General features: G+C 33.8%; 25 protein-coding genes. 7 read left to right on the forward strand and 18 right to left on the reverse strand.

Annotated features, from left to right (window positions below):
* Positions 1–157 precede the first annotated feature (157 nt).
* From ABI657_RS14000 to ABI657_RS14025, 6 genes are all read right to left on the reverse strand, one after another.
* On the reverse strand, positions 158–1,090 hold the full coding sequence (locus tag ABI657_RS14000; protein ID WP_348097889.1) for a DUF3078 domain-containing protein: 933 nt from the start codon (positions 1,088–1,090) through the stop codon (positions 158–160).
* A gap of 80 nt (positions 1,091–1,170) precedes the next feature.
* Entirely contained in the window at positions 1,171–1,680 is a 510-nt protein-coding gene (locus tag ABI657_RS14005; protein WP_348097890.1) for a DUF2480 family protein, read from the reverse strand.
* 74 nt (positions 1,681–1,754) lie between these two features.
* Positions 1,755–2,078: an SUF system Fe-S cluster assembly protein gene (locus tag ABI657_RS14010; RefSeq protein WP_348097891.1), complete on the reverse strand. Its 324-nt coding sequence runs from the start codon at positions 2,076–2,078 to the stop codon at positions 1,755–1,757.
* 4 nt (positions 2,079–2,082) lie between these two features.
* Positions 2,083–2,508, reverse strand: a complete 426-nt coding sequence (locus ABI657_RS14015) for a SufE family protein (protein ID WP_348097892.1) — start codon at positions 2,506–2,508, stop codon at positions 2,083–2,085.
* A 2-nt stretch (positions 2,509–2,510) separates the two neighbouring features.
* The gene (locus ABI657_RS14020; RefSeq protein ID WP_348097893.1) at positions 2,511–2,936 is read right to left on the reverse strand and encodes a hypothetical protein; all 426 of its coding nucleotides are present in this window, start codon (positions 2,934–2,936) and stop codon (positions 2,511–2,513) included.
* A 10-nt stretch (positions 2,937–2,946) separates the two neighbouring features.
* Positions 2,947–4,161 carry a cysteine desulfurase gene (locus ABI657_RS14025; protein ID WP_348097894.1) on the reverse strand — a complete coding sequence of 405 codons (1,215 nt, stop codon included), beginning with the start codon at positions 4,159–4,161 and terminating at the stop codon, positions 2,947–2,949.
* A 182-nt stretch (positions 4,162–4,343) separates the two neighbouring features.
* On the opposite strand from ABI657_RS14025, the gene ABI657_RS14030 reads away from it, so the two are divergent.
* Genes ABI657_RS14030 through ABI657_RS14045 form a run of 4 tightly spaced genes read left to right on the forward strand, consistent with a single transcriptional unit; the run spans position 4,344 to position 8,162 of the window.
* Positions 4,344–5,690, forward strand: coding sequence for a serine hydrolase (locus ABI657_RS14030; RefSeq protein WP_348097895.1), 1,347 nt, complete (start codon positions 4,344–4,346; stop codon positions 5,688–5,690).
* Between the two features lie 47 nt (positions 5,691–5,737).
* On the forward strand, positions 5,738–6,256 hold the full coding sequence (locus tag ABI657_RS14035) for an AAA family ATPase (RefSeq protein WP_348097896.1): 519 nt from the start codon (positions 5,738–5,740) through the stop codon (positions 6,254–6,256).
* Positions 6,256–7,782, forward strand: a complete 1,527-nt coding sequence (locus ABI657_RS14040; protein WP_348097897.1) for a PIN domain-containing protein — start codon at positions 6,256–6,258, stop codon at positions 7,780–7,782. Before ABI657_RS14035 ends, ABI657_RS14040 begins: the two co-directional genes overlap by 1 nt.
* A 2-nt stretch (positions 7,783–7,784) precedes the next feature.
* A complete protein-coding gene (locus ABI657_RS14045; protein WP_348097898.1) occupies positions 7,785–8,162 on the forward strand; it encodes an ASCH domain-containing protein in 378 nt (125 codons plus the stop codon).
* Between the two features lie 146 nt (positions 8,163–8,308).
* Here the strand turns inward: ABI657_RS14045 and ABI657_RS14050 are convergent, their stop codons facing one another.
* Together ABI657_RS14050 and ABI657_RS14055 are read right to left on the reverse strand one after the other, a co-directional pair.
* A complete protein-coding gene (locus tag ABI657_RS14050; protein ID WP_348097899.1) occupies positions 8,309–8,848 on the reverse strand; it encodes a 3-hydroxyanthranilate 3,4-dioxygenase in 540 nt (179 codons plus the stop codon).
* Positions 8,849–8,928: 80 nt separating this feature from the next.
* Entirely contained in the window at positions 8,929–10,023 is a 1,095-nt protein-coding gene (locus tag ABI657_RS14055) for an endonuclease/exonuclease/phosphatase family protein (protein ID WP_348097900.1), read from the reverse strand.
* 228 nt (positions 10,024–10,251) lie between these two features.
* Here ABI657_RS14055 and ABI657_RS14060 point away from each other — a divergent pair, with 228 nt between their 5' ends.
* The 3 genes from ABI657_RS14060 to ABI657_RS14070 all read left to right on the forward strand — a co-directional run bounded on the left by ABI657_RS14060 (position 10,252) and on the right by ABI657_RS14070 (position 12,324).
* Positions 10,252–11,148 carry an LD-carboxypeptidase gene (locus ABI657_RS14060; protein ID WP_348097901.1) on the forward strand — a complete coding sequence of 299 codons (897 nt, stop codon included), beginning with the start codon at positions 10,252–10,254 and terminating at the stop codon, positions 11,146–11,148.
* 39 nt (positions 11,149–11,187) lie between these two features.
* On the forward strand, positions 11,188–11,559 hold the full coding sequence (locus tag ABI657_RS14065) for a YraN family protein (protein ID WP_348097902.1): 372 nt from the start codon (positions 11,188–11,190) through the stop codon (positions 11,557–11,559).
* Between the two features lie 108 nt (positions 11,560–11,667).
* On the forward strand, positions 11,668–12,324 hold the full coding sequence (locus ABI657_RS14070; RefSeq protein ID WP_007808595.1) for a hypothetical protein: 657 nt from the start codon (positions 11,668–11,670) through the stop codon (positions 12,322–12,324).
* 82 nt (positions 12,325–12,406) lie between these two features.
* Here the strand turns inward: ABI657_RS14070 and ABI657_RS14075 are convergent, their stop codons facing one another.
* The 10 genes from ABI657_RS14075 to ABI657_RS14120 all read right to left on the reverse strand — a co-directional run bounded on the left by ABI657_RS14075 (position 12,407) and on the right by ABI657_RS14120 (position 26,094).
* On the reverse strand, positions 12,407–12,877 hold the full coding sequence (locus tag ABI657_RS14075) for an OsmC family protein (protein ID WP_348097903.1): 471 nt from the start codon (positions 12,875–12,877) through the stop codon (positions 12,407–12,409).
* A 419-nt stretch (positions 12,878–13,296) separates the two neighbouring features.
* Complete coding sequence (locus ABI657_RS14080; protein ID WP_348097904.1) at positions 13,297–13,953, reverse strand: hypothetical protein; 657 nt, start codon at positions 13,951–13,953, stop codon at positions 13,297–13,299.
* Between the two features lie 5 nt (positions 13,954–13,958).
* The gene (locus tag ABI657_RS14085; RefSeq protein ID WP_348097905.1) at positions 13,959–14,327 is read right to left on the reverse strand and encodes a hypothetical protein; all 369 of its coding nucleotides are present in this window, start codon (positions 14,325–14,327) and stop codon (positions 13,959–13,961) included.
* A gap of 183 nt (positions 14,328–14,510) precedes the next feature.
* Positions 14,511–15,692, reverse strand: a complete 1,182-nt coding sequence (locus tag ABI657_RS14090; protein WP_348097906.1) for an aldose epimerase family protein — start codon at positions 15,690–15,692, stop codon at positions 14,511–14,513.
* Between the two features lie 115 nt (positions 15,693–15,807).
* Positions 15,808–17,316 carry an L-arabinose isomerase gene (gene araA / locus ABI657_RS14095; RefSeq protein WP_348097907.1) on the reverse strand — a complete coding sequence of 503 codons (1,509 nt, stop codon included), beginning with the start codon at positions 17,314–17,316 and terminating at the stop codon, positions 15,808–15,810.
* Positions 17,317–17,469: 153 nt separating this feature from the next.
* Positions 17,470–18,171, reverse strand: a complete 702-nt coding sequence (locus ABI657_RS14100; protein WP_348097908.1) for an L-ribulose-5-phosphate 4-epimerase — start codon at positions 18,169–18,171, stop codon at positions 17,470–17,472.
* Complete coding sequence (locus ABI657_RS14105; protein ID WP_348097909.1) at positions 18,155–19,846, reverse strand: ribulokinase; 1,692 nt, start codon at positions 19,844–19,846, stop codon at positions 18,155–18,157. Before ABI657_RS14105 ends, ABI657_RS14100 begins: the two co-directional genes overlap by 17 nt.
* Before the next feature lie 167 nt (positions 19,847–20,013).
* On the reverse strand, positions 20,014–21,999 hold the full coding sequence (locus ABI657_RS14110) for an alpha-L-arabinofuranosidase C-terminal domain-containing protein (protein ID WP_348097910.1): 1,986 nt from the start codon (positions 21,997–21,999) through the stop codon (positions 20,014–20,016).
* A 65-nt stretch (positions 22,000–22,064) separates the two neighbouring features.
* A complete protein-coding gene (locus tag ABI657_RS14115) occupies positions 22,065–24,479 on the reverse strand; it encodes a sugar-binding domain-containing protein (RefSeq protein WP_348097911.1) in 2,415 nt (804 codons plus the stop codon).
* Between the two features lie 82 nt (positions 24,480–24,561).
* On the reverse strand, positions 24,562–26,094 hold the full coding sequence (locus ABI657_RS14120) for an alpha-L-arabinofuranosidase C-terminal domain-containing protein (RefSeq protein WP_348097912.1): 1,533 nt from the start codon (positions 26,092–26,094) through the stop codon (positions 24,562–24,564).
* Positions 26,095–26,357: the final 263 nt, after the last annotated feature.

Raw genomic sequence — 26,357 nt, forward strand, 5'->3', positions numbered from 1 at the left:
ATAATTGTTTCTGAAATAAAAATAGCAAAATTATATTTGTGTCCACACGGTAGGACAGAAGCGGCATCCTTTGCTTGCCTTCTTTATGGCAAGTAAAGATATAGTGAATGGCGGGAAATCATGCCCTTATAAAACCAATTGTTTTGCTCCCTGAATATTAAAATCCAAAATTAACTCCTAAGCCAAAAACTTGTCTGGTTTGAAAACCTTCATAAGCATTGTCATCATAAATGGCCTGAAAGGAAAAGTTGGCAGATAAAAACCTGTTGACTTTCATAATAATATTTAAGGAGTAATCAATGTCTACGTTTTGTGGATCTTCCAGATAATTGGAATAAGCATTCAATGTGTTTTCAGCAGTAACATTGGTCATAATGGCTAATTTATAATAAATCGAGGCATAAAACCCCAATTCATAACGCATGCTGTTATTGGCATCTACACCAAAATAATCCCCATCTATATAACCAATACCTGAAGTATAGGCATTATCAACAAAAGTGAATTTTGACGTTAATGGTGCAAAATTAATTTTCAGGTTGGCATCTTTTGTCCAGTAAATGCCTGGACCCGTAGTAAGATAACCCGGTGATAAAAACTTAGTGCTTTCGGTTCTGATTTCTTTTCCGTTTACATCCTGACCGTAAATATAACCTTTGGTAAATTGTGTCCTGAAGTTCAGAAAATAGGAGTAATACCATTCTCCAAAAGCTCTTTTCCCTACGATTGAATTAAATTCCAGACGGTCATCTGTTTTTTTTGCGAAATCTGCCGTTTTTGTTTGAAGAAGTCCGTAGGAAGCTAATATTTTATTATCCCAGGTTATATCGTCTTTTTTGTAATTGAAGTCGTAATTAATTCCCAGTGTTCCTGAGAAACTATCCTCCCCTCCGGCAATCCAGTTATTAAAACTTGACTGGTTAAACAAAAGGGTTACAATTCCTTTGGTTTTCCAACCTTTATCTATAACAGTATCGTTTATTATTTTTACCGCATTTTCGGTATTCTGAATTAATTCCTTTTCTGTATTTTGTGCCTGAACAAAAGTAATGTTCACTAAAATGAAGAGTAGTAACGTTATCTTTTTCATGGTTGATAAGTTTAAGTGTATAGTAACAAATATACTAAAATCGTTAAAAGGTCTGGAAATTATTGATTTTAAAAGAAAAGTTACTTCTTAATTTCCTTATATAAAGGCACGGCAGAACAGGCTTCCCCATACATGATACTTCTGGCAAATGGCTGCAAATAAGTCGTAGCTAAAATATAAGCTCTCATTGGAACTGGTTTCCTTGAACAGCCTTTTACAATTACAGGTTTGTTTTTGTATGTAGAATAATCAATTGTTGGCAAGATTTCTTCGTATAAGCTTCCGTCCAGATCTTCTATGGTTCCATTGACTACTTTTTTGGCAAATGGCGCTAATTGTACAGCGACCAAAATTAAAGCCCAGGCCGGAACAATAGCATCAGTACTGCAATGTATGGCCACATATTGATCTTGGTATTGTGACCATTCGTGATTTTTCAAGTGTTCCCTAAAGTCTTTTTCTTTTAATAGAAAACCTTCCAAAAGCCATTGTGAAATATCAATTTGCACACGATTCCCTTTTGGATAATAATCTTCCAGATCAAAAACTTCCAAGACACTGTTGGCAACTTTATTGATAATTTCTTCCATTTATGAATTCTTAAAGTCAAATGTCGAAAGTCATAAAGTCTTTACTTTCGACTTTATGACTTTATGACTAATTTTTAAAGCATTCCTAATTCTAATTTTGCTTCTTCGCTCATTAAATCCTTGCTCCATGGCGGATCAAAAGTGATTTCGACTTCAGCATCCTTAATGTTTTCAATTTTTTTTACTTTTTCTTCCACTTCTCTTGGTAAACTTTCCGCAACCGGGCAGTTTGGAGAGGTCAAAGTCATCAGGATTTTTACTTCGTAATCTGTGTTAACCATTACATCGTAAATCAATCCCAATTCGTAAATATCTACAGGAATCTCCGGATCGTAAATCGTTTTTAAAACTTTTACGATTGATTCTCCTAATTCATTTGTGTCTATCTCTTGTTCCATTTTTTTAATTTTTGTTTTTTGAATCAAATGCCAAAGCGTACATTTTGATATTTTTTATCATCGAAACCAAACCATTGGCGCGTGTTGCTGATAAGTGCTCTTTTAAACCAATTTCGTCAATAAACTGAGTATCAGAATTTATAATATCTTCTGCTTTTTGATTCGAGAAAGCCCGAATTAAAATGGCAATAATTCCTTTGGTTAAAATGGCATCGCTGTCTGCTGTAAAAACAATTTTATTGTCTTTCTGTTCACCCTGAAGCCAGACTTTCGACTGGCATCCTTTGATTAAATTTTCGTCAGTCTTGTAATCTTCTTTAATTAACGGTAGACTTTTCCCTAATTCGATGATGTATTCGTAACGCTGCATCCAGTCGTCAAACATCGAAAATTCGTCTATTATTTCGTTTTGTATTTCCTTAATAGTCATAATTATTCTTTAACAAAATCAGTCAGCAAATTTACCAGTTTCTCAATTTCCTTTGGAGGGAAACCATTATCAAAAGCCTGACTTTCGTACGTTTTCTGATTCTGGGTTATTTTTAAATTCCCAATTGCAGCACCATCATAAAAGCGTTTTTCGGTTGGTGCTTTTAAAGTAGAAATATTTTCTAAATTTATTTTTTCGAATTCTGCTACAATCTGTTTCCATTTTGCATCATCAATTTTATTTTCTACGGCTTGGGCATCCCGTCCATTCGTAACTGAAACCGATTGATTTTGGACCACTATCTTTTTAAAATAGCCTCTTGACATAGCCGAATATTCAATAACTGTTGACGTCATATCTGTTTTTTTTTGGCTGGAACATCCTGTTCCGATAACCATAACCAGTACCAATAAAGATAGTATTCTCATAAGATGCAATTTAGCTTAACATTGTTTTTGCTTTTTTAATGGCCTCTACCATCAAATCAATTTCTTCTTTCGTGTTATAAAAAGAAAAAGAGGCACGAATCGTTCCCGGAATACAAAAGAAATTCATGATAGGCTGCGCACAATGATGTCCGGTACGAACCGCAATTCCTAATTTGTCAATTATCGAACCAACATCGTACGGATGAATCCCATCGATATTAAACGAAACTACCGAAGCTTTATTTTTCACATTTCCGTAAATTCTCAAACCTTCAATTTCAAGCAAACGTTTGGTCGCGTATTCTAATAATTTATTTTCCTGAAGCTGAATATTTCCAAAACCAATGTTGTTCAAATAATCAACAGCAGTTCCTAAAACAATTCCGCCCGCTATATTTGGAGTTCCGGCTTCAAATTTATGAGGCAAGTCGGCATAGGTAGTTTTCTCGAAAGTCACTTCCTTAATCATTTCACCACCGCCTTGATAGGGAGGTAATTTGTTTAACCATTCTTCTTTTCCGTATAAAATTCCGGTTCCGGTTGGTCCGCACATTTTATGTCCTGAAAAGGCATAAAAATCACAGTCTAAATCCTGAACATCTGGTTTTAAATGCGGAACCGCCTGCGCGCCGTCAATCAAAACAGCAGCTCCAACGGCATGTGCTTTTGCAATCATCTCTTTGACAGGATTGATAACACCCAATGCGTTCGAAATGTGATTAACGGTTACAATCTTCGTTTTATCAGATAATAAAGATTCGTAATCGCTCATAATCAGTTCGCCTTCTTGATTGATTGGAATCACTTTCAAAATAGCTCCTGTTTTTTCGCACAACATTTGCCAGGGCACAATATTACTGTGATGTTCCAAAGCAGAAACCAAAACTTCGTCACCTGGTTTTAAAATCGAAGCGAAACCATTGGCTACTAAATTGATTCCGTGTGTTGTTCCGGAATTAAAAAGTACTTCGTGTGCAAATTTGGCATTGATATGATGTTGCAATTTTACACGTGAAATTTCATAAGCATCAGTCGCTAACTGACTTAATGTATGAACTCCGCGGTGAATATTGGCATTTATTTCCTGATAATATTTCGCGATGGCATCAATCACAATTTGTGGTTTTTGTGAAGTTGCCCCGTTGTCGAAATATACTAATGGTTTTCCGTTGACTTTTTCAGAAAGTATCGGAAAATCAGCTCTTATTTTTTGAATATCCAGCATAATTTATTTAGAAAAATTCTATTTACAAAAGTACTAAAACTAAATTGTTTTATCCGTCAATTCGATAATTTCCTTTTATAGCACTATCAATTGATGTGAGTCAACAAATTGAAATGCAAAATCAGTTATAAAATCATGCCTTTAAATTATTTATATTGCATAAAATATATCTCATTTCAAATATGAAAAAAATCATCAAATTACTGGCACTTGTTTTAGTCCTCATCATTTTATATTTTGGATTCACCACGTATCCTAAGCTGGATTTAATTTCAGGCTTTTCAGCCAAAAGTATAGCTTCCGGGCATTTTTTGGATAATCGTTCCAAAGAATTAATCGAAAAAACCGACAATGACATCAATTTAATCGATCTGGCAGCCAACACAATTGACGAAGCCGGAAAATTTGCAACTTCAAATGTTTATGGACTGAAGGAACGAAAAGCGATTTACCGCGAAGGTTTGGGAGCCACTTTAATTAATGATGATTTTGATGTTTCAAAGCCTTATTTAGTACCCAAAAGAACAAAGCTAGAAAATAATTTATCTTTTCCTTACGGGAATAATGAGCCAACAGACACTGTTTTTTCTAACATTGATTATTCTAAATTGAAAAAAGCAATTGATAACGCTTTTGACAGATTAGGTGGGAAATCAAAAAGAACCCGTGCCGTTGTGGTTTTGTATAAAAACAAATTGATTGCAGAAAAATACGATATCAATTTCAACAAAGACAGCAGAATTTTAGGCTGGTCAATGACCAAAAGCATTACTAGTTCCGCTTTTGGAGTCCTTGCCAAACAAGGAAAAATTGACATTAACAAACCTGCTCCAATCGCTGAATGGCAAAAAGACGAACGTAAAAAAATCACCATAAATGATTTACTTCATATGAATTCCGGTTTGGAATGGGAAGAAAATTACAACACCATTTGTGATGCTACCAAAATGCTTTTCCTTGCAGCAGATATGGGCAAAGTCCAACTGGATAAACCGGCTCAGTTTAAACCTAATACACATTGGAATTACTCTTCCGGAACTACAAACTTATTGTCATTAATCCTGAAGAGACAATTTAAAACCCAACAGGAATACCTGGACTTTTGGTACAGCGCCTTAATTGATAAAATAGGAATGAACTCGATGATTGTTGAGCAGGATATGAGCGGAACTTTTATAGGTTCCTCATACGCATGGGCAACACCTCGCGACTGGTCAAAATTTGGATTGTTGTACTTGAATAAAGGAAATTGGAATGGCGACCAAATTCTGGACGAAAGCTGGATAAAATACACGTCAGCACCAACAAATACCTCTGAAGGTAGATATGGTGCGCAATTCTGGCTCAACGCAGCCGGAAAATTTCCTGATGTACCCCGCGATATGTTTTATTGCAATGGTTTTCAGGGACAAATGGTAGCGATTATTCCGTCATTGGATATGGTAATTGTGAGAATGGGATTGAAAGAAGATCCGGCTTTTGATTTTAATGGGTTTTTGAAGGGGATTATCGGGAGTGTGAAGAACTAAATGTAATACATTTCATTCTTTTTAATATCTTAGTCGAAAATTCATTTATGAAGCTATTTGAAAATATATATTTTATTGGCGGAATTCATGGTGGTGGAAAAGGAACTATTTGTAAAGAAATAGCATATAAAACTGGATTAATCCATATAACTGCAAGTCAAGTTTTAAAGTGGGAGGAAATCAGTGATAGTGATAATAAACTTGTAAAAAATATTAGTTCATCACAAGACCGATTAATCAAAAACTTAAAAAATATTATTAAAAAAGATGAAATATATCTTCTTGATGGTCACTTTTGTTTATTGAATTCAGATAGCATTCCATGTAGAATTAATGAAGATACTTTCGATCAAATTAACCCTAAAGCAATAATAATTGTAATTGATGATGTTAAAAAAATTGTCAAAAGATTAAAATCACGAGATGGTAAAATTTATAATCTTAAAATTTTGAATGAATTGCAAGAAATGGAAATAGAATATGCAAAATATCTTTCAGAAAAGTATTCAATTCCTTATATCGAAATAAAAGATGGAAATTATAATCAACTAATGGAAAATATTTGATGAAAATTTTACTAGACACTAATATCATTATTCATAGAGAAGCAAACAAAATATATAAACCAGAAATTGGTCAACTTTTTAAATGGATTGATAATCTTAAATATTCGAAATATATTCATCCATTAACTGTTGAAGAATTAGAAAGATATAAAGATCCAAATACTCTTGGTACAATGAGTATTAAGATTGAAAGTTATAATTTACTAAAACATCAAGCTCCTTTAGGTAAGGAAATATTAAAGATCAGCAAAAATATTGATCGCCAAGACAATGATATAAATGACACTCAAATCTTAAACGAAGTTTATGAAGGTAGAGTTGATATCTTAATTTCAGAAGATAAAAAAATCCACACCAAAGCAAGTTTATTAGGGATTTCTAATAAAGTTTATAAAATCCAAACTTTTTTAGAAAAAGTCATTTCTGAAAATCCAGAATTAGTTGATTATAAAGTTTTATCAGTTCAAAAAGTTGATTTTGCTAAAGTCAACATTAAAGACTCATTTTTTGATAGCTTTAGAGAAGATTACGAAGAGTTTAATACTTGGTTTAATGACAAATCGGAAGAATCATGTTATGTTTGTTACAGTGATGGAAACCTAACAGCATTTCTTTTTGTTAAGATAGAAAGTGAAAAAGAAAATTATTCAAACATTTCACCTGTTTTTCAACCAAAAAAGAGATTAAAAATAGGCACATTAAAAGTTACTGGAAATGGTTATAAAATAGGCGAACGTTTTCTTAAAACTATTTTTGACAATGCAATTCAATATAATGTAGGAGAAGTTTATGTTACTCTTTTTGCCAAAAGGCCTGAACAGGAACAGTTAATTGAAATGCTTGAGGAATGGGGATTTGTTTACCACGGATTAAAAACAACTAAAAATGGTAAAGAACGAGTATATGTTAGATCATTTGGTAAAAACTTACCGAAGAATATTCAAAATCCCAAATTAACTTTTCCTTTCTTTTCTAGAGAAACAGATAAATACATTATAAAAATTGAACCACAATATCATACAGAACTTTTCCCAGACAGTATAAATACAAGGGAAGATAAATCTAAATATATCGAAAATGAACCACATAGAAATCGAATAAGTAAAGTCTACATATCACATTCAAAAGATCGAAATTTAAAATCGGGGGATATAGTTTTAATTTACAGAATTGGAGAAGAAGGAACTCAAAAAATTTACACAAGTACTATTACAACAATCTGTATCGTTGAAAATATTAAAAATGAATTTAAAAATTTTGATGATTTTTTTGAAACTTGTAATAGAAAAACAATGATTTCAAAAGAAGATTTAAGAACTAAATGGTGGGATAAATTCCCTACATATAGACCATTTATAATCAATTTTCTATTTGCCCATTCATTACCAACTCCTAAACCGACAATAAAAGATTTAATAGACTTAAAGATTTTTGAAGACAGTAAAAGTATACCTTTGGGTATTATAAAATTAACTAATGAACAGTTCAAAGATTTAATTAATTTTGCATATAAAATCAAAAAATAATTATGAAAGTAGTAATGTCAATTAAGCCCCAATTTGCAAATAAAATATTTGATGGGACAAAAAAATTTGAATTCAGAAAAGCTATTTTCAAGAACCAAAATGTTACTTCGGTTTTAGTTTATGCTTCTTCTCCTGTTCAAAAAGTAATTGGTGAATTCGAAATTGGTGAAATATTCAATTTAGATCTTAAGGAACTGTGGGATAAAACCAAAGAGTATTCCGGTATAACTGAAGATTATTTTTATGAATATTTCGAAAATAGAGAACAAGGTTTTGCAATTCAAATAAAAAATAAAAAAAGATTTACAAATCCCAAATGTTTGAAAACAGATTATAATTTAACTCCTCCTCAATCATTTGCATATTGGTCAAATGAATAAGTTTGTTTTAGCCCCGATAGAAGTGGAAATCCTTTTTTGAGATTCTTTATCGAAAAAAAGATTGCAACGAATAGCGGGAATAGCTCCTAAAAAAACCGATAAACATAAAAAATCTATCGGTCTTTAATATTTTATAAATCTTACAATTATTTTTTAGCCACAAACCTCGGATCAGATTCCATCACGTTTCCGCAGTTATCGCAGGTTCTCAGTTCTTCTGAATTGTAGAAATGTTCAAAATGCGGCAGGAAATCTTTTTCGATATTATGCAGTTCAAAAAACACTTCATATAATTTATGATTGCAGTTATCGCAATGCCAAAGCAAACCATCGGTGTAACCCAATCCGGCACGTTTTCGCTCAATCACCAAACCTATAGAACCCTCTGAACGAACGGGAGAATGTGGAACTTTTGCAGGATGCAGATACATATCACCGGCATTCAAAACCATTTCTTTGCGTTCGCCATCTTCCTGAATCACAACTTTTATGTTTCCTTCAAGCTGGTAAAAAAGTTCTTCTGTTTCGTTATAATGGTAATCTTTTCGGGCATTTGGACCCGCAACAACCATTACAATATAATCACCGGAATCAACATATAAATTTTTATTTCCAACGGGCGGTTTAAGTAAATGACGGTTTTCGTCTATCCATTTAGTCAGGTTGAAAGGTTTTGCTATTGCCATTTTTTTAAGGTTCTAAGTTTCTGAAAGGCTAAGTTAATGAAAAGTTTTTTGTAGAGACGCACAGCAGTTATCTCTGCGTTTTACTTTTCTTTTATCAAATAAATATAAACGGGGAAATGATCACTGAAACCAACTTCGGTTGTGCTGTGCCGTAACGGATATCCTTTATACTGTCCTGAATTCTGAATGAGGTAGGGTTTATTGAAAATTCCGGCTTTCCAGAATTTATATGTGGTGAAATCAGGTTTTATGAGCGATTCCGTTATAATAATCTGGTCAAAAATATCCCAGGAATCCCTAAAGGCTGTAGTTCCCATTCCGCGTTTTGCCATTTCTTCAAACGGGTTGAAAGTGCCCAATTCCCGAACTTCGGTTTTTTTGGCTTTTGCTCCTAAAGCTATTTTCAGACTTCTATTATACGGACCGTCGTTTAAATCGCCCATCGTAATCACTTTTGCATTTGGATTAAGCTGTTGTAACGAATCGATAATTTTGCGATTTAATTTTCCGGCTGCTTCCCGATATTCGCTTGTTGCTTTTTCTCCGCCTGATCGTGATGGCCAGTGATTGACTATAATATGAATCTCTTCGGATTCTAAAAAACCGGTAATCAGAAGCTGGTCGCGGGTAAAAACACGATTGTTTTCAATTTTGATTTCTACTTCCTCATCTGTTGTTTCTTCTTCTTTCTTTTCTTCCGCAACAGCGTTTTTATTTTTCAATATATATAAAGGTATATTCGAAAAGGAAGTGGGTTTGAAAAATTTCTTCTGATATAATAACGCCACATCTATTCCGCGTTTGTCCGGTGAATCGAAATGAATGATTCCATAATCAAAGCTTAGTAATTTGGGTTCTTTGATTAAATCTTCTAAAACTCCCCGGTTTTCAATTTCAGAACCTCCAATAAATGTGGGTGCATTAGAATTTTCCGGTGTTCCGATTTCCGATAAAACTTTGGAGAGATTCAATAATTTTTGATTGTATTTTTCTTGTGTCCAATTTTGTGCTCCGGTTGGTGTCCATTCATCATCATTCGTATAAATGTCATCAACAGTGTCAAAAAGGTTTTCGAAATTATAGAAAGCAACGGTATGAATGACATATTTTTTGGATTGCCCGAAAGAAGAAACTGAAAAACAAAAAATAAGGCACATTCTAAATATAATTCGCATAAATAATTTTAAATTTAAAATGCTGAAATTAATCAAAATAATCAATTTGTCAGAAATTTCTAGTTTTTTTATTTTTTTAAATCTATATATTTGTTGAAAGAAACCTTTAAGCAAAAGAGAAAAATGAATACCAGCCGAATATTTCCGAAAAACAACTATTTTGCTTTTTACAAATTCGTATTGCTTATTTTTGCTTTGCACTCTTTTACCTGTCAATCACAACAAAATATGATAACACCACCGTATTTACAAAAAGGCGATACCGTAGCGATTTTAGCTACAGCCAGAAAAAATATTGATAACAATTTAAAGCCAACTTTAGATTTACTGCACAGTTGGGGTTTGGAAGCCGTAATTGGAAGCACAATAGGTCTTGACCTAAACCAATTGGCCGGAACTGATGAACAGCGTGCTGCCGATTTTCAGAAACAACTGGATAATCCGAATATCAAAGCAATTTGGTGTGTTCGTGGAGGGTATGGAACTGTTCGAATGATAGATTTACTGGATTTTACCAAATTCAAACAACATCCAAAATGGATAATTGGCTTTAGTGATGTTACGGTTTTACACAATCATCTGAATACAATGGGCTACAAATCCATTCATGGCACTATGCCGGTGAGCGTTCCAAGAGCAACTCCTGAAGCCATCAATACCTTAAAAAAGAGCTTGTTTGGAGAACCGCTTTCCTACTCTGTTGGTCCGGATAAAATGAATCGTTTTGGAAGCGCAACGGGTGAATTGGTGGGCGGAAATTTATCGATTCTTTACAGTTTATTAGGTTCACAATCGGCGATTGACTGCAAGGATAAAATTTTATTTATTGAAGATCTTGATGAATATCTCTACCATATTGATCGTATGATGATGAACCTGAAACGAAACGGCTGTATCGAAAACCTAAAAGGAATTGTGATTGGCGCCATGACCAAAATGAAAGACAACGATATTCCGTGGGGGAAAAATGCGCTTGAAATTGTGGATGATGTCACAAAAAAATATAATATCCCGGTGATTTTTAATTTTCCTGCAGGGCATATCCAGGATAATCGTGCGCTTGTTATGGGAAGTACGGTTTCTATTGAAGTAAATGCTTCAGGAAGCACTTTAATCTTCAAATAAAATTGTTTTACATTTCAAAACTTCTAAATTTTCTCCTTAATGGCTGAACATAATGAACTGGGAAAAAAAGGAGAAGACCTTGCAGTAGAATATCTGCTTCAAAATGAGTATAAAATTTTAGAACGAAACTGGACTTTTCAAAAAGCGGAAATCGATATTATCGCCAAAAAAGAAAATATTTTAGCCGTTATTGAAGTTAAAACCCGTTCAAGCATCGATTTTGGACTTCCGCAGGATTTTGTCAAACCTAAAAAAATTCAATTACTAATAAAAGCAGTAAATGCCTACGTAACCGATAGGGAAAACGATTTCGATAGTAGTTTAGAAATACGATTTGACATTATTGCTGTTCAAAAAACAGGAGAATCATTTGCAATTGAACACCTTACGGATGCATTTTATCATTTTTAACATAATTTTTTATTGTTATATTTGTAACAAATTGTTTTTTTATTTATCTTTGTCAAGATTTATAACATCGCAATTAACTAAACTAACTACTTACAAAAATTAAAAATTATGAAAACTGTTTCTTCTATTGTAGAAAATTACATTAAGACCAAACCATTTTTACTGAATGCACTCTCTTTAGGGATTATTAATCTGACCTCCTTATCACGTAACATCATGACCGAATTGGAAAGCGAATTTGGGAAAGAAGTTAAACAAGGCGCTGTAGTAATGTCCTTAAAAAGATTAACCGAAGAATTAGATTTTAAGCTGAACCACAAAATCAACAAAGTCATTAAAAACATTGGTGAAATAACAGTTCGTTCTGAATTGACAGATTACACTTTTGCTGCTTCTGACACCGTTTTAAACAAACAAGCCGATTTAATTTCTGATATTAACGTGTTATCTGATATTTTTTATACCTCATCACGTGGCGTAAATGAAACTAATATTGTAGTAAGCAGTAGTATCAATCATTTAGTGGAAAAACACTTTTTACGAGAAAAACTGATTCAGAAATTAGATAACCTGGCTTCTATTACAGTAAAATTACCAAAAGAAAATATAGTGGTTCCGGGAATTTATTACTTTATTTTTCAGCGTTTAGCATGGGAAGGAATTATTATTAATGAGGTAATTTCGACTTCAAACGAATTTACGATCCTGGTAGGAGAAGAACAAGTTGATGTTGCTTTTAAAGTAATTAAAGACTTAAAAAATTAATTTTCTTACGGGAAAATCAGAACCAAAAAAAAAGAAAAAAAAGACAATATTAAAGGGACTGTTTCAACGACAGTCCCTTTTTTTATGCCGTTTCGCAAGTGGCATTGTGCAGAACAGGAAAATTACACGAGTTGGCTATAAAACACAATTGATTGGCTTTTGTATGCAGATCTAAAGCTTCCTGAATTTTATCCGGATTTGCAATTATAACTTTTGGATATAAACGAACTTCTGTAAAACGACCGCTTCCATCCGGAGCAACTTCAAGAATTGCTTCGGCGTTATCTGAGTATTCCAAAACTTCGATTCCGTTTTGCGCGCAAAGATATAAGTAGGACATCATGTGGCAGGAAACCAGACTGCTTAAAAGCAAATCTTCAGGATTGTATAATTCCGGATCGCCTTTGAAAGCTTTTGCAGCTGAAACATCCAAAACCGGTTTTCCTTCTATTTTTATTTGATGACTTTTGCTGAAGAATTTTCTAACTGATTGTTCCTGATTTTTGTTGGAAGTCCAGTATATTGTTGTTTTAAAGAGGTGTTTGAAGGTCATTTTTAAAAAATTTTAAAAAGGTAAGTATCGATAACAAAAGGTAAAATCATTGTTCCAATCGATATCAAAAATGTATAGATATAATCAATTTTGTATTTTGGAAATTTGCCAAATTCTGGTTCTCTTTTAAATATTTTCAAATAAATATTTCTTGTTGACTTTTGAATAATTAAAAAAACAAAAAGCATTTGAGAACCAAAGTAGCTACTATTTCTCATTTCATTATTTGAATTATCTTCAATCATTATTCCGATAATAATCAATAAAATGGCAATCAAAATCCAAATAATAAATACTCTTTTTTGGGTTAGTTTTTCTATTTGAAAAAACGCTATAAATAATGGAATTATAAAAATTATATAAAGCACAATGTCAATACTCATTTTGTATTTTTATTTTTTTTGATCTTAATTGTAAAATTATAATTGAGTCAGTATTCTTATAATTATATAAAATGGAAGTATAATAACTCCAATATAAAATATGTTTTTTCCCTGAACTCTGTCTTTCTCACTATACGAGTAAACTTTTTGTCCATTTGGCAAAGACTTTTTGGAAGTCCATAAGGAATAACCAATCAAAATCCCTAAAAATCCCCCAAGAATTGCGAAAATATAACCTGCAATAATCCAGGGCTTTTGATTCTCTTCGGGTTGAGCCAGTAAATCCAAACGTTGTTTTTTTAAAGCATTGAGTAATTCTGTATCTATTGACTTACCTCTTTCTGTTAATATTTTTTGCGCCAACTTATAATCAAATTCATTCCATTCGTCGGCTTTTAAAAGAATTTCATACAATTCCTCATCTGTAAAACTGAATAAATAATGTTCCTTATCAACTTGATCAATTAAATTTTCGGCGACTTCATCAAGAATCTTTTCCGCTTTTGCAAAGTCAGCCAATGGAATTTTTATCTCATACTGATTTTGCAAAGTGCTTCCAGAAAATGAAGAATCGACAGGCGGAATATTATCTGCTATCTCTGTGGCAATATTATTCTTATTTAATAAGTTTTCAAGTTCTTCGACTTGTGCTAATGTTGGATATTTTCTGAATACCGAATAATTTTTGTTCATGTATTTTAGCTTTGGAAATTTTCTATTATATTTTTTAATTCTTTTAAGTCTTCAGGAAGTGAATTCAATACAATTTCTTTATTTAATTCTGATACAATTTTAGATTCAATTTTACAGAAAATACGATTGCATTCTTTATAGAAATGAAATTTTAAATTATCTAAATTAGGATTTCCCACATACAGTATATTTTCAAAATAATACTTTTCAGAATTATATTTTATTGACAATCTAAACAAAGTTGGATCTCTGGAAAATACAACACTAATAACATTTTGATTTTCAAAAAGAGTAAAAATTGTTAAATTCCAAGTCCCCTGTGAAAATTTAATCTTCAAATCATTATTATATTCTCCACTAACAATAACTTTCATATTTAGTTTTTTTATTATGCTTAATAAATCCTCAAATATAAGTAAGTAATACACAAATCAATCCTTTCAAAAATTCATTTAAATTGGTTAAAAATTCTATTTCAAGCAACAAAAAAACCCCGAAAGCATAACTTTCGGGGTTTCTCAGAGAATTAGAACTAACTAAAAGAAGTTCTAACAGAATTATTTTTTTACAGAAAACTTAAAAGTTGTCTTAGTTTTATAATTTTCTCCCGGATTTAAAACTGTCGTTGGAAAGTTTTTTTGGTTTGGAGAATCCGGATAATGTTGTGTTTCTAAACAAAAACCTGTTCTGTGTGCATAAGTTCCGCCATTACGCATTGGCAAAGTTCCGTCAAGGAAATTACCGGAATATAACTGAATACCAGGCTCATCGGTTGTAACTTCCAATACTCTTCCGCTTGCCTGATGGTAGGCCTTTGCAATAACTGTTTTTCCTTTTTCAGGATTATTCAGTACCCAGCAGTGATCATAACCTCCGCCTCTTTTTATCTGTTCATTTTGAACTGCAATATCTTTTCCAATTAATTTAGGTTTTCTGAAATCAAATGGAGTGTTGGCAACATCTTGTAATTCTCCAGTCGGAATTAAAGTTGGATCTACAGGAACTAATTTATCAGCATCTAAAGTAATTTCATGGTCTAATATTGTTTTAGAAAAATCTCCAGATAAATTAAAATAAGAATGCTGTGTTAAATTTACAACTGTCTTTTTATCTGTTTCAGCTTCATACAGCACTTCCAGTTCATTGTTGTTTGTTAAGGTATAGGTTACAAAAACTTGCAAATTCCCAGGATAGCCTTCTTCCATATCTTTACTTAAATAAGATAATTTCAAAACAGCTGATTGTCCGGATTTTGCTTCTTCGGCTTTCCATACAACTCTGTGAAATCCTTCCGGACCTCCATGCAATGCATTAGGAGCGTTATTGATTGCTAATTTGTACTCTTTTCCGTCCAACGAAAATTTTCCTTTTGCTATTCTGTTTCCAAATCTTCCAATCAAGGCTCCAAAATAGGGATTTGGCTTCATATATTGTTCCAAAGAACTAAAACCGATTACCACATTTTCTGAAACACCCTCTTTATTTGGTACTTTCAAATCGGTAATAATGCCGCCAAAAGTGATGATATCCACTTCCATACCATTTTGGTTTTTCAGCTTGTAGCTGTCAATTTTTTCTCCTTTTGGAGTTGTTCCGTATTCCGATTTTACAATAGTTACAGAATCTTTTACATTTTGAGTAGTGGTTACATCCATTTTTTTATCGCTTTTACATTGAACAGAAAGTGTTGACAAACTGATTATCGTAATTCCGAAAGCGCAACGTTTTAATACATTCATATTTTTTGGTTTAAAAGTTAGAAAGTCAAAGTCAAAAATCTAAATCCGAAGTTACAAAATTTACCAAGGTTTCATTCATTGGCACTTTAAGACATTAGACTTTTGACTTTATATATTACAATCCGTGTTGAAAGATATGATAATATGCTTCGTTGGCATTAATTTTATCTTTGAAATCCCTGATAGTTGTTTTTTCATCGATAACCAATAATTCAATTCCGGCAATATCTGCAAAATCTTCCATATATTCAGTAGTAAGCGACTGACTGTAAACAGTATGATGCGCTCCTCCTGCTAAAATCCAGGCCGTTGCCGCAATATCTAAATTTGGTTTGCAGTCCCATAAAACTCTCGCAACTGGTAATTTAGGCAATTCAGCCATTGGTTTAATTGCTTCTACTTCGTTTACAATCAAACGGAAACGGTTCCCCATATCAACCAAAGATACATTGATGGCATCTCCGGCAGGTGAATTAAACACCAAACGTGCAGGATCTTCTTTTCCGCCAATTCCTAACGGATGTACTTCGCAAGAAGGTTTTCCGTCAGCAATAGAAGGACAGATTTCCAACATATGCGATCCTAAAACGTATGATTTTTGTGGTGTAAAGTGATAGGTATAATCTTCCATGAAAGAAGTTCCTCCTTCAAGACCAAAGTTCATCACTTTCAAAGCACGAACCATTGCCGCTGTTTTCCAGTCACCTTCACCGCCAAAACCATAACCATCGGCCATTAATCTTTGTGTTGCGATTCCAGGTAATTGTTTCCAAACACCAAGGTTTTCAAAAGTATCTGTAAAAGCTCCAAAACCTCCTTCTTCCAGGAAAGCTCTTAAACCTAATTCGATTTTTGCCGCTTCCGCTAATGAACTTCTTTGTGCTCCGCCTTCTTTTAAAGCATCCGTTAAAATATAAGAATTTTCATAAACCGCTAATAAATCATTTAATTCTTTATCGGTAACCTTCTCAATATGTTTCGTTACATCAGAAGAATCAAAACCGTTAACCGACATTCCGAAACGAATCTGAGCCTCCACTTTATCACCTTCTGTTACGGCAACTTCACGCATATTGTCTCCAATACGGGCCACTTTTAAGTTTTGAAGTTCATCCCATCCTAAAGCTACTCTTGTCCAGATACCTAATTTTTTCTGAACTCTTTCGTCTTCCCAATGTCCAACAACCACTTTGCGCTTTTTACGCATTCTGGACATGATAAAACCAAATTCACGATCTCCGTGCGCTGATTGATTTAAGTTCATGAAATCCATATCGATAGATCCCCACGGAATTTCAGCGTTGTATTGTGTATGTAAGTGGCATAATGGTTTTTTCAAAATACTCAAACCGCCAATCCACATTTTTGCAGGTGAGAAAGTATGCATCCAGGCAATGATTCCTATACAGTTTTTAGTATTGTTAGCCGCTAAACAAACATCTAAAATCTGGGAAGGAGATTTTACAACATCTTTATAAACCACTTTTACCGGAATTTGAGACGAAGCTCCTAATCCTTTGGCGATTATCTGCGAATGTTCCGCCACTTTTCTTAGTGTTTCTTCACCGTATAATTCCTGGCTTCCTACTACAAACCAAACTTCTTTTTGAGAGATATCTATCATTTTCCTTTTGTTATTTTAGTTTCAAGTTTCAGGTTTCACGTGTTGGAATCTGACAATCTTGAGTTGTTATTTTTTTGTTTCAGGTTTTCTTTGTTTCAAGTTTCAAGTTTTAGAAACGCCGAAAATCTTTGCTCTTTCTTCTTTTATCTAAATTTACTGTCCGTAATACGAATCTTTTCCGTGTTTACGATTGTAATGTTTCTTTATCAGGGAATCTTTTAATCTTGGTGCATTCGGATTTATTTGTAAAGTCAGATACGCCATTTCGGCTACGACTTCTAAAACCTTGCTGTTGTATACCGCTTTTGCAGCGTTTTTTCCCCACGCAAATGGGCCATGGTTTCCTATCAAAATCATTTCTACTTCTTCGTATGAAAGATTTTTTTCCTTAAAACAATCCAAAATCTGAATTCCGGTATTGTGTTCGTAATTTCCTTCGATAAGGGAATCTGCCATTGGCGGCGCGCAAGGAATATCAGCTGTTAAATGATCAGCGTGAGTTGTTCCAAAAATTGGAATATCCCTTTGTGATTGTGCCCAGGCTACAGAATAGGTTGCATGTGTGTGTGCAACACCGCCAATGTTTGGCCAGTTTTTATATAAATAAGCATGTGTTTTTGTATCAGATGACGGGCGCATAGTTCCTTCTATAATATTATTGTCAAAATCGACGATAACAATATCTTCAGGTTTTAAATCTTCATAAGGAACTCCACTTGGTTTTATGGCAAAAACACCATTTACTCTGTCAACAGCGCTTACATTTCCAAAAGTATACACTACCAGATTCAATGCATTTAACTGCATATTGGCTTCGTAACATTCTTGTTTTAAATCTTTATACGGAGAGCTCATTTTCTTTAATTTTGATAGATGGATCTGCAAATGCACTTAATTGGTCGTAGGCTAAAAACAATTTGTTATAAATAGCCACTTTGTCAAGTTGTGGAGTGTATTCACTTTCAAAAGAACTTCCCATTTTTTGACTGGCTTCAATTACATTTGAATAAACTCCAGAAGCTACAGCGGCATAAATTGCGGCTCCCAAAGCCGGAGCCTGATCTGATGCGGCTACTTTTATTGGCTTATTTAAAACGTTTGCCAGAGTCTGCATGATAAAAGGTGATTTTCGGGCAACACCGCCAATTCCGATAACGCTGTCAATTTTTACACCTTCTTCCTCAAAACGATCTACAATTTTTTTAGATCCAAAACAAATTGCGTTTACCAAAGCTTTAAAAATATGAGGCGCTTTTGTTCCTAAGGATAAGTTTGAAATGGCGCTTTTTATTTCCTGATTAGCATCCGGAGTTCTGCGTCCGTTGATCCAGTCTAAAGCAGTTGGTACACTTTCAGACAACGGGATCTTTTCAGCTTCTTTAGTCAATTCAATAATTAATTTATCGCTGAATTCTTCTCTTAATTGTTCTTTTTGAATATCATTTAAAAGTGATGACGAACCTAATAATTGTTCCGTCGGCCACATTAATAGTTCTTTGTACCAGGCTAATAAATCTCCAAAAGCAGATTGCCCTGCCTCCAGACCAATAAATCCCGGAATAACAGATCCGTCAACCTGCCCGCAGATTCCGCGAACGGTTTTTGTACCAACTTCATCATAAGAACCAACTAAAATATCACAGGTTGAAGTTCCCATCACGCGAACTAAAGTGTTTTCTCCAATTTTGGCTCCAACTGCTCCTGAATGTGCATCGAAAGTTCCAACAGCAACAACTGTTTCTGTAGAAAGTCCTAAACGATCTGCCCATTCTTTGCTTAATTTTCCGGCAACTAAATCTGATGTATAGGTTTCATCATATAAATTTCCGCGAAGTTGTGCTAAATATGGATGTAGTTTTTCTAAAAATTCAACCGGAGGAAGTCCGTTCCAGTCTTCGTGCCACATGGCTTTGTGACCGGCGGCACAACGGCTTCTTTTAAATGATTTTAAATCTTTGTCTTCAATTAACAAATACGTCATTAAATCGCAATGCTCCATCCAGGTATGTGCTGCATTTCGAACCGCTTCATCTTCTCTCGCGATGTGCAGTATTTTTGCCCAAAACCATTCTGAGGAATAAATTCCGCCTACGTATTTTGTTACGTTTTCCCCTCCCCAGCTTACTGCCAGTTCGTTGATTTCGTTTGCTTCATTTATTGATGTATGGTCTTTCCAAAGCACCATCATTGCGTTTGGATTTTCCTCAAAACCTTTTGTCAAAGCTAATGGAATTCCTTCTTTTGTAACCGGAACCGGAGAAGATCCTGTAGTATCAATACAGATACCACGAACTAGTGACGGATCAACACCACTTTCTTTTACAACGGTTTGAATCGTAATTTCCAATCCCTCAATATGATCCAAAGGATGCTGGCGAAACTGATTTATAGAGGCATCACAATATTGTTTGTTTTTCCATCTTTTGTAATGAGACACATTAGATGCCAATTCCTGTCCGTTTTCAGTATCTATTAGTACTGCACGAACAGAATCTGTTCCGTAGTCTAATCCTATAACATAATTTTTCATTCCGAATTCGTTTTAATAAAGAGGACAAATATACTACAAAAACTTATGAAGTGTATAAGAAACACTTAACGAAAGTATGTTTCTTAATTTTTACCAATAATTCATCAAAACAGCACTTTACCACAAAAAATAATGATAAAATTCATTTTAAATTTATTAAATCACGATTACTTCATTTTAATTTTCAAAACAGTAACTGAATAGGCCGGAAAACTGAATTGAATCTTACTTCCATTTAGCTTAAATTCGCTTTCCTTAGGGCTAATTTTAGTTGCAGAGACAAAAGAATTTTCATCATTTAACCCATCTCCTTTTAATATTAAAGCTGTTCCATTAGGATTTAATTTTGCTCCTTTCAAATCAATTGAAACATTTTGAGCTGATGAAGCAGCATTAACTATTTTTAGAATTACCTCTTTGGAATTCATATCCTTAACAGCAGATGCAAACAAATCGTTTTGACCTGTAATTGCTTTTCCATCTTTTGTAATGCTTATTAAATCTGTTCCTTTATTATTGGAGAATAACTTCTGTACATAATAATTAGGCGTTCCGTATGATTCTAAATTGTTAAACCAAATTAAATCCGGTGTCCATTGCCATGCATCTACATGTGCTAATAATGGCGCATACGAAGTCAGATGAACTACTTCAGCGTTACGTTCCATTCCTGTTATGAAAGCAGCTTCTGAAAAAGCACATTCCCAGTTATTTTTATTATCCGGACTCACAGTTGCAACACTTTGTGCGGCATATTCTCCTGCAAAAACCTTTGGTCCCTTTCGGTCGTAATTATCGTAACGGGTTACATTTTTACGAAACCAGGCCGGATCTTTATAATAATGTTCATCAAGGATTTCTACATTCAGCTTTTTAAGTTCGGTCATACCATAGTCAAAATAATCTCCATCAGGAGACGGTCCGGTACCTGAAACAATCGTAATGTTAGGATATTTTTCTTTAATAGCTTTTTGGAAAACTTTAAAACGATCAATATAATCTGGTCCCCATTGCTCGTTTCCGACTCCAATAAATTTTAAATTGAATGGTTTTGGATGCCCCATTTCGTTCCTTACTTTTCCCCAAACGGTATTTAAATCCCCATTTGCAAATTCAATTAAATCTAAAGCATCCTGCACATACGGATCCAGCTGATCCATTGGAACTAATTCTCCCGTATTGAACTGACAGGCCATTCCACAGCTTAAAATGGGCATGGGTGAAGCGCCAATATCTTCAGAAAGCTGAAAATATTCAAAAAATCCCAAACCAAAACTCTGAAAATAATCAGGTGCCTGCCTGTGGGAAAGTTCAATATTCCAACGATTGATCATGGTTTCCCTTTCTTCGACATTTCCAATTGATTTTTTCCATTGATAACGCTCTGCCAAAGTTTTTCCTTCCACAATACAGCCTCCCGGAAAACGTAAAAATCCAGGTTTTAAATCGTATAACAATTGTACTAAATCAGCGCGCAGACCATTTTTTCTGCCTTTCCAGGTGTCTTCAGGAAATAGTGAAATCATATCCAGCTTAATAACACCGGTTCCTTCAAACGTGATTTTAATTTTGGCTTTAGCCTCAGTTGCAGTGGCCGTTAATTGTGCGGTATAATTTGTCCAGTCATTTGATGTTGGCGTAATGGAAGTTTCACCTAATACATTGTTATCTTTACCAATAAACTGTATTTTGATTTTAGAAATAGTCCCGGATTCTTTTGCTGCTTTTAAAGATAAATTATAATGAAGGTTCTTTTTGATTCCCATTCCTCTGAACCCCTCATTAATCAGTTCATAACCATTTGCATTATTAACGGTAATCCTGCAATAATTATGATTGGTTTCTTTTTGAGAATACTGAATAATTTTTGCAATTCCTGACTCGGTATTCAATTTATGCCTGTCACTATTGGGCTCCTTCCATCCTAAAAACGGAAGTTCAAATTCGAATGACCTGTTTTTGATCATTTCAGCATATAAACCTCCATCGGCTGCAAAATTGATGTCTTCAAAAAAAACACCGTACATGGTTGGCTGAATTTTGGTAATGGATTTACTGACATTAACTTCGAGATTCGTTTTTTGTGCATTGGTATAAATACCGTTTAGCAACAGTCCGCAAAGAAATATTTTGATAAATAAATTTTGTTTCAACTTCTGTATTATTTTAAAGGATTAAAGTCGTTGTAATGAACTTTAAACTAAATTGTACATTTATTTTATTTTACTTTAATTTTTAAAGTTGTGGCTGGTAAACCATCTGCACTTGCCGATACAGTAATTTCTCCTTTTGCACGCTTACTCTTTATAATTGCTAACGCCTTTCCTTTCCAAGTCATTCTTGTAGTAGATACATACGAATTTAGATCTTTGATGTTAGCATTATCAGTTCCGATGATAGTGCCAGATCCAGAAACGCTAAACTGAATATTAAAATCTGAATTAGGAATAATTGTACCAAATTCATCAACAATTTCTAAACTAACATAGGATAAATCCTGTCCATCGGCTTTGATGTTGTCTCGATCCGCTTTCAGAATAATCTTAGCTGATTTTCCAGCGGTCTTTAAAATTTTAGATTCAACTTCTTTCCCATTTTGCAATCCAACTGCTTTTAGTTCACCTGGACTATACAGAACAGGAAAGGTTGCTTTAAATTGAGTGTCAATATTTGTTTCACGTTCTCCAACAATTTTGTCATTAAGATAGAGTCTGACCTTTGGATATTTGGAATAGACTTCTACTTGAATTTCTTTTCCTGTAAATTCAGGCCATGTCCAGCTTTCCCATGTTGGCCAGACAGACCAATTTGTTTCAACTATCTTTAAAGGCAGAGGATTTGGTTCTTTGACTGCCAAATAGAGTTTTTCATTATCATTATATAGCATACTGCGATAGTGAGAAATTGGTTTTCTCCAGCCTGTCATGTCTATGTCTCCACAATAGGTTCCGTGCCAGGGAAAAAGTTCCCTTTCCCAGGATTCACCTGTCACGTCACCAGTGTAGTAAAATCTGCCAATACCTGACTCTCCCAGATAATCCATTGCGGTCCAAACGAAATCACCAATGACATATTTATTATCATTTACCAATTTCCAATTGTCAAATGCATCTCTTGGAAAGGATTCTGTTTGTACTATTATTCTTGAAGGTATGCGTTTATGATCATCAGGTGCCCGTTTTAATGCATAATTATAACCCGCAACATCATGTTCTGCCATTAATGGGTCAAATATTTCCCAATCTTTGTCCCAGGTTGTCATTGCAGAAGTAACCGGTCGTGTTGCATCTATAGCCTTAACAGCATTTGCTAGATTTTTAGCAGTTATAACTGCCTGAGGTTCTTTTCGTTCTATTATTTCATTTCCAGTGCTCCACATTATTATCGAAGGATGATTTCGGTCACGTTTAACCATTGCCTGAATATCACGCTCATACCAGTTATCAAAATTCAATGCATAATCATATTCTGTTTTTTTTGTTCTCCAGCCATCAAATGCTTCATCTATAACTAACATTCCAAGATGATCGCAGGCTGCTAAAAAAGCTTTTGAGGGAGGATTATGAGACGTACGGATGGCATTAAATCCAGCTTTTTTTAAGATCTCCACTTTTCTTTCTTCTGCTCTGTCATAAGATGCAGCACCTAAAGCTCCATTATCATGATGAACGCAACCTCCATTTAAAAGAGTACTCTTTCCATTCAATTTGAAACCTTCTGAAGTAGTAAATGTTATGGATCGAATTCCAAAATTTACCATTGATTGATCTTCTATCGCTTGTTTATCAATTATACTAACTTCTGCGTTGTAAAGATTGGGTGATTCTGGTGACCATAATTTTGGGTTAGTGATTTTTAAATTTTGCCTGAATACCTTTTCAGTTTTCGGATCAATCTGTACTGTATTTGAAATCTGCTTTACTTCTTTGTTGTTTTTTAAATCAAAAATTACTGTTTGAAGTCGAATGTTTTTTGGCTGATCACTATCATTTTTAATCGTTGTACTAACTTCTACTGTTGCAAAAGCACTTTCAATAGAAGGTGTGGTAATGCCTATGCCATCATTTGCAAAATGTACTTTGGCTTTTGACTCTAACCATACATGACGATAAATTCCTGAGCCGCTGTACCATCTGCTGTTTTTTTGTTTTGAATTATCTACCCGAACAGCAATTATATTCTCTTTTTCAGAGTTTAAATATGGTGTTAGCTCATAACTAAATGAGGAATAACCATACGGATAAATACCCAAAGATTTTCCATTGATAAAAACTTCGGAGTTCATATATACCCCTTCAAAATTAATTGTAATCACCTTGTTTTTCCAGTCTTTTGGTATTACAAATTTTTTTCGATACCATCCTGTTCCTGTAGGTAAATACGCTCCATCATTTCCTGCTGGATTATTTTGAGAAAATTCTCCTTCTATACTCCAATCATGCGGTAAATCCAGAGTTCTCCAATTCGTATCATCAAAATTAATTTTACTTGCGGCATCATTATCACCTAAATAAAATTTCCAGTCATAATCGAATAGCTCTTTGGTGCTAGATGCCTTGTTTTGTGCATACAGGTTCATACAATTAGGTGTAATAATTGCAATGACGAACCAAAGTTTAAAATAATTTATCATACTGAATTGGAATGTTATTTATACGGTGAAAAATTTCATTATATATAACCTGGTGACTTAATTATTATTTAAAAAATATCATTTATTTAGCTTCCAGTGTAATTACTGAGAAAGGAGGAATCGCAATTTCTAATTTTCCCTTTTTATTTTCAAATCCTTTAAAAGCAACAGGAACAATTTTGTTTGGAACATCAAAACTATTATGATCCTGTAATTTTGAAGATGTTAGAATAGTTCCTGATACATTTTTTATTCCAAGATTACTAATGTCAATTTCTACTTTATTTTTATTTTTTGCATCAACATTCACCAATGAAATATGCACTAATCCATTTTTATCTTTTGATGCCGAAACCGATACAGCCGGCAGGGATTCTCCATTAAAAGTATAAAGTGGGGAATTGAAACTTACAGGAATTAATTTCGCATCCTGGTGAACACTGTACATTTTCATGACATGATATGTTGGCGTTAAAATCATTTTTGCCTTGTCAGTAAGAATTACTGCCTGTAAAACATTTACGCATTGAGCCAGATTAGCCATACGAACCCTGTCTGCATGATTGTTAAAAATATTAAGTGTTGCTCCTGCTAAAACTGCGTCTCTCATGGTATTTTGCTGGTATAAAAACCCGGGATTAGTATCTTTTTGAACATCATACCATCCTCCCCATTCATCTACCACCAAATCAATTTTTTTATCAGCATCATATTTGTCCATAACGGCAGAATGTTTTGTTACCAATTCTTCCATTTTCAGGGCTTCTTTCATAGTCTTAAAATAAAGATCTTCAGTAAAATCAACGTCTGCACCTTTTTTATTCCAGTCAATTACAGCATAGTGATGAATGGCAACTCCACCCAACATTTTTAACGGAATATCTTTTAGCAAAGTTTCTGTCCATTTATAGTCATCACTGCTGGCACCGGAAGCAATTCTGGTAAGTCCGTCTGGCATAAATGTGGTGTATTTTCTATATTCTCCGGCATAATATTCTGGTTTCATGTTACCGCCGCAACCCCATGCCTCATTACCTATTCCCCAGAATTTTACTTTCCATGGTTCCGTTCTTCCGTTTTGTTTACGCAAATCACTCATTGGGCTTTTACCTGTAAAATTGGTGTATTGAACCCAATCAGAAAGTTCCTGTACTGATCCACTTCCCACGTTTCCAGATATATAAGGCTCTGTTTCAAGCAATTCGCACATATTTAAAAAATCGTGTGTTCCAAAACTATTATCTTCTGTTACGCCGCCCCACCACTGATTTACAATTGTTGGTCTGTTTTCTTTTGGTCCAATCCCGTCTTTCCAGTGATAAGTATCCGCAAAACATCCTCCGGGCCATCTTAAATTGGGAATTTTCAACTCTTTTAAAGCCTTCACAACATCATTTCTTACTCCATTCGTATTGGGTATTTTTGAAGTGTCCCCAACAAAAAAGCCGCCATAAATAGATCTTCCTAAATGTTCTGCAAAATGACCATAAATATGCTTATTAATTATAGGTGCCTTTTGATCCGTTTTCAGAGTTACGATAGTTGTTTCTTTCTGAGCAAAAGTCAGCTGGTTACAAATTGCAAAAAGAATTGCTATTAAAAATGATTTTTTCATATACATATTTATTAAATTATTTTGATATCTTCCTAATTAATCAAAATTTCGACATTTGAAAAGTGATTTGTTTTATGTTAAGTGTCGTTTTTACATTTGTAAAAGTAGTTAAAAAATGATCTTAAAAAAACACATTTGATAAAATTAGTGTGATAGTATATCAAAAAACGGATTTTAATTAAGAAATTCATACCTATAAATATAACACTACCCGTTGGGTGAAATTAATTGATTTGAATTTTGATATTATTAATTGGTCTGTC

This window comes from Flavobacterium sp. (genome assembly GCF_039930565.1).
Classification (GTDB): domain Bacteria; phylum Bacteroidota; class Bacteroidia; order Flavobacteriales; family Flavobacteriaceae; genus Flavobacterium.